The 4,548-nt window shown below is 58.8% G+C and carries 4 protein-coding genes; 2 read left to right on the top strand and 2 right to left on the bottom strand.

Annotated elements, in window-relative coordinates; translation table 11 throughout:
- Positions 1-84 precede the first annotated feature (84 nt).
- Both ACTHUY_RS11355 and ACTHUY_RS11350 read left to right on the top strand, forming a co-directional pair.
- Positions 85-1,098 (top strand): Gfo/Idh/MocA family protein, encoded by a 1,014-nt coding sequence (locus ACTHUY_RS11355; protein ID WP_441678899.1) that lies wholly within the window; start codon positions 85-87, stop codon positions 1,096-1,098.
- A 41-nt stretch (positions 1,099-1,139) separates the two neighbouring features.
- Complete coding sequence (locus ACTHUY_RS11350; RefSeq protein ID WP_441678897.1) at positions 1,140-2,009, top strand: sugar phosphate isomerase/epimerase family protein; 870 nt, start codon at positions 1,140-1,142, stop codon at positions 2,007-2,009.
- 265 nt (positions 2,010-2,274) lie between these two features.
- On the opposite strand, the gene ACTHUY_RS11345 is transcribed toward ACTHUY_RS11350, so the two are convergent.
- Positions 2,275-3,273, bottom strand: a complete 999-nt coding sequence (locus ACTHUY_RS11345; protein ID WP_441676000.1) for a LacI family DNA-binding transcriptional regulator — start codon at positions 3,271-3,273, stop codon at positions 2,275-2,277.
- 276 nt (positions 3,274-3,549) lie between these two features.
- Positions 3,550-4,413 carry a sugar phosphate isomerase/epimerase family protein gene (locus ACTHUY_RS11340; RefSeq protein ID WP_441655660.1) on the bottom strand — a complete coding sequence of 288 codons (864 nt, stop codon included), beginning with the start codon at positions 4,411-4,413 and terminating at the stop codon, positions 3,550-3,552.
- Positions 4,414-4,548 lie beyond the last annotated feature (135 nt).

Here is a 4,548-nt window from a genome sequence, read left to right as displayed (position 1 = left end):
ACAACTTAGTAGCCTGCACTATCGCCTGGGTCTTTCTTCTTTTTACATCTCACTTTCTTCCACACTCTTAGGTAGGTATTTGTCATGACCGTCAAGATTGGTCTTATTGGATGTGGCGGCATGGGCCGCGCCCACATCGACCGCATCGTTAACGAACTGAGCGGTGCAGAAATTGTTGCAGCAGCCGACGTGAACCTTGAAGCAGCCCAGGCTGTTGCCGACTCCGTTGGAGGTGATGCCAAGGCCTACGGCACGGGAGCCGAGCTCATTGCCGACCCGAACGTGGATGCCGTTCTGATTGCCACTTTCGGTTCTGTCCATACCCCCGACGTTATTGGTGCCATCGAGGCCGGCAAGTACGTTCTCGTTGAGAAGCCGCTGGCCACCACGGCAGAGGACTGCCAGGCGATCATGGAGGCCGAGGTGAGGGGCGGCAAGAAGCTCGTCACCGTTGGCTTCATGCGCCGCTTCGACAAGGCTTACAACGAAATCAAGGGACTCGTCGACGGCGGAGAGTACGGCCCGGTCCTCATGGTCCACAACCGTCACCGCAACCCCTCGGTCCCCGAGAGCTACACCTCCCGCATGCTCATCGACGACACGGCGATCCACGAGATCGACACGATGAGGTGGATGACGGGGGAGGAGATCGTCAAGGTCCGCACCGACTCCGTCCGCAAGTCCACGCGTGCACACGCGAAGCTCGAAGAGCCCATCGTTCTCGTGTTCTACACCGAGTCTGGTATGCGCATCGACGACGAGGTTAACGTCAACCTGGAATACGGCTACTCGATCGAGTGCGAGGTCGTCATGGAGAACGCCGCAGCGCGTCTCGGTGACCAGGAAGGCATCTACGTTCGCGATGTGCATGGCGATCGTAATAGGATGTGCCAAGACCACAACGACCGTTTCCACGGAGCATTCAACGCCGAGGTTCAGTCCTGGATCAACGCGGTCGTTGAGGACACCCACACAGGGTCGTCGTCGTGGGACGGCTACGCCGCCACCGCTGTCGTCGACGCCGCACTTGCCTCGCAAGAGCAGGGCGGTACGGAAGTTGAAGTCGAGCTCATCGAAAAGCCCGACTTCTACGCCTAGAGCCCCGCGCTCTGGGATCACCCTGGAAGGAAGGTTCTGCCATGGTCGATATCGCACTCGACCCCAATATTTACTACGCCGAGATGTCAACGGCCGATACGCTGCGCAAGGCACGCGAGCTCGGCTACGACTATGTCGAACTGTCACCGAACACCGAGTTCCACTTCTGGCACCGGTACCCCAAGGCCGATGACGACTTTGTTGCCGAGCTGAAGAAGGCGGAGAAGGAAACCGGAGTCAAGATCCGGACCCTCAACCCCGTCTTTAATTGGTCGGCTGTTGACGAGCAGGAACGCCAGGCGCAGGTCCGTAACTGGCGCAGGCTCCTCGAAATTGCCGACCAGCTTGGGGTTCGCGACATCGTCACCGAGTTCTCCGGCAACCCGAACACCCCGCTCCAGTGCGAGCATCAGTGGTACAAGTCGATCGAGGAACTCTCGGGCGACATCGAAAAGTACGACCTGAGAATCACGATGGAAGCGCACCCGTACGATTTCGTGGAAACCCATGACGACGCGTACTCGATCGTCCGGGGCGTCAACAAGGACTGGCTCGGATACGAGTTCTGCTGCCCGCACACGTTCCACCTCGATGAGGGCAAGGGCGATGTGGAGCACATGATCAAGAGCTCCGCTCCGAAGCTGTTCGAGGTTCACATTGCCGACGTCTTCAACCACCATGCCGGTGGTGGTAACCGCTACATCGTCAACCCTCCGGGAGTCGATGCTCGCGTGCACCAGCACAACCCGGTTGGCATGGGCGAAGTGCCGTGGGACAAGGTGTTCGACTCGCTCCGCGACATCGACTTCGACGGTGTGCTGTCGGTATGTACGTTTGGTTGGCCGGAAACGATCGACGAAACGAACAAGACCACCCTGGCACGCCTCAAGAAGGAATTCGGTCAGGACTAGTCCGCAAAGAGTAAGCTCGTAGCCCCCGCAGACAGGGCTACGAAAGGCGAGGGGACGGAAGCAATTCCGAACCCTCGCCTTTTACGTCGCCAGAAAACAGTTGGTGGTTGTCAAGAACGTTGACTACCGTCTTGGCGTGGCACGCTTTTGATAGCCCCCGGAAGATAATGCTGGCTCCATCACGGCGCCGCGGGGGAGGCCAAGGCCTTGTAAACCGGTCGAATGAAATTCACCGTCGGGTAGGCCCACTCGCCCGCCATGTGCGCTACAGAGGCTTGGCTGTCGAGGACCTGACAATGAGTCGGGGTTCAACCACGACGTCCTGGGCGGGCCCGTAGAGACGCTTAGCGCGGGTAGTTACGAGACTGATGGCGCGAGCGGAAATCTCATCGAGCGGCTGCGAGATAGAAGTGAAGCCGCCGTTGCCTTCGTGGGAGAGCGCGGTGTTGTCGTAGCCGGCCACCCCAACCTGCTGCCCAACGTCGTAACCTGCTCCCCGTAGCTCCGACAGGATCTGCGTGGCAATGAGGTCGTTATGGCCGATGAGGACCGTGCTATGCGGCGATGATTCCATTGCTACCGAGACTGCGGATTGCATGCTCTGCCCGGCAGATATTGCCGAGAAGGAAAGGCCCGCCTCGCCGCAGGCGGCATGAAGTGCATGCCGACGCAAGATCAGCCCGCGGTCTGCCTGCGCCTGATCGTCATAAATGTAGACGGCTCTTTGCCATCCCTGCTCCGCGAAATGGTGAGCAAGGAGCTGTGCGGCTTGAGCTTCATTAAGGCTGACGGTGTCGATGTGGGGGCCAACATCGGGTTGCCCAATGACGACAAGAGGGATCCGCCCTCCGAAACGAGACAGGCTTTCCGTGCCTGTTGCGGGGGAAACGGAGATGATCCCGGTTACACGTAGCTCGAGGAAGCTCTGCATGATCTTCTCTTCGCGATTTAGCTCATTCGATGCTGTAGCGATAAGGGGGAGAAGGCTGGGCTCATCCGCGTCTTTTTGAATCGCCGAGATCAGACCCTCAAAGTAGGGGTTAGCGAGATCGGGAAGAATAAGGCCGATGATCGGTGCAACCTGGCTGACCAGGGAGGCCGCCGAGATGTTGCGAACGTATCCGAGTTCGCTCGCCGCGGTCAGGATCCGCTTCTTCGTATCCTGGGCGACCTTGGGGGAGTCGGACAGGGCCAGCGAGACGAGGGCGCGCGAAACACCTGCATGTCGCGCAATGTCATGCTGCGTAACGTTGCCGGGCTCCACCTGTCCTCCTAACGACCTGACCATGGCAGGCGGTCATCTACCGCCGATGAGCAACAGTTTGTTGATGCGAATCTCTTAGAGAAAATCTTTCTGGGAAGCGATGTCAGACAGTCTGCTCGTGAAGCGACCTTCAGCCGTTCTTCCTGTGAAAAGAACTTCTCGTCGATGTTCTCGTGAAACGTGCTTCGCCGGTCAAGATCCTCTCGCTAAGCGGCAACGTCTCCCGGGGCAGTGAGCCTCCGGGAGACGCACCTATAAGTCTTTACCGAAAAGATTCTAGGCGATGAGGATCTCCATGTTGCTCCTCAGTGTCTTGGCGACCTGGAGGAAACCGAACTCGGCGGACTTGTCATGGAAGATCTCCGAGCACCACCATCCGTCATAGCCCGTGGACTTCACGGCATCGACCCATTCCTGGAGCGGGATGGAGCCGCCGCCGGTCCACACGTTGCGGGAAACCGACTGATCCGGGATCTCACCGACCGGAACCGGAACTCCGTCGCAGACGTGCACTGCGTGAATGATCTCGGGGTCGAGCTTCGCAACGTCCTCCGGGGTGTCACCGGCAACCCAGAAGTGCCAGAAGTCGACAACAATGCCTACGTTGTCGCGCTTAATGATGTCCATGATCTGCTGGGCCTGAGCCAGGCGGTTGATCGGCGCCCATCCCAATGGTTCGAGGAAAAGGCCGAGGCCGTGGTCATTTGCGATGTCGGCGGCGAGGGCCACGCGTTCGGCAGTCTTCTCGACCTGATCCTTCTCCGGCAGGCCAAGGACACCGGTGAAGCGGGGATCGCCAGCTGCGATCTTCCCGGCCTTGAAATCCTTGACGGTCTGCACATCGACAGGACCGGTGCACATCTGCATTGTCGGGGCGCCGTAGAGCGCACCGAGCTTTGCAATCCTCTCGGCTTCTGCGCGGAAAGTTTCCAGATCGGATTCTTGAAGGGCGCCAATGGCGGAAACCTCGATGCCATCGAGCATGGGAACAACGGACTCGGCAGGCAGGCCGGTAGCCAGGTAGCGATCAAGCTTCGGGTTCTGAAGCTCGATGCCGGTAAAACCAGCGGCCTTTGCCATCTCAATATCGTTGACCACGTTGCCGTGGAAAGTAGACGTGACGTTCATCGACAGTTTCATAAAAACTCCTCAGTGGATTCAGAAGTACGACGTAGTTAGATTCAGAAGTAGTACGTGGTTGGCGGTCATGCGTAAGGAATGGGGGGGGGGTGCCCCTATGTTGTGTGTCAAGCGGCGAGGGTGGTTTCGGGGATG

The sequence above is a fragment of the Flaviflexus sp. genome (genome assembly GCF_052087705.1).
Taxonomy (GTDB): domain Bacteria; phylum Actinomycetota; class Actinomycetes; order Actinomycetales; family Actinomycetaceae; genus Flaviflexus; species Flaviflexus ciconiae.
The sequence above is the reverse complement of the archived record's forward strand: the minus strand, read 5'-3'. Positions and strand labels throughout refer to the sequence as shown.

Excerpts from the sequence above, each read along its gene's own strand:
- ACTHUY_RS11355 (WP_441678899.1), top strand. The coding sequence starts at position 85 with ATGACCGTCAAGATTGGTCTTATTGGATGTGGCGGCATGGGCCGCGCC.
- ACTHUY_RS11350 (WP_441678897.1), top strand. The coding sequence starts at position 1,140 with ATGGTCGATATCGCACTCGACCCCAATATTTACTACGCCGAGATGTCA.
- ACTHUY_RS11340 (WP_441655660.1), bottom strand. The coding sequence starts at position 4,413 with ATGAAACTGTCGATGAACGTCACGTCTACTTTCCACGGCAACGTGGTC.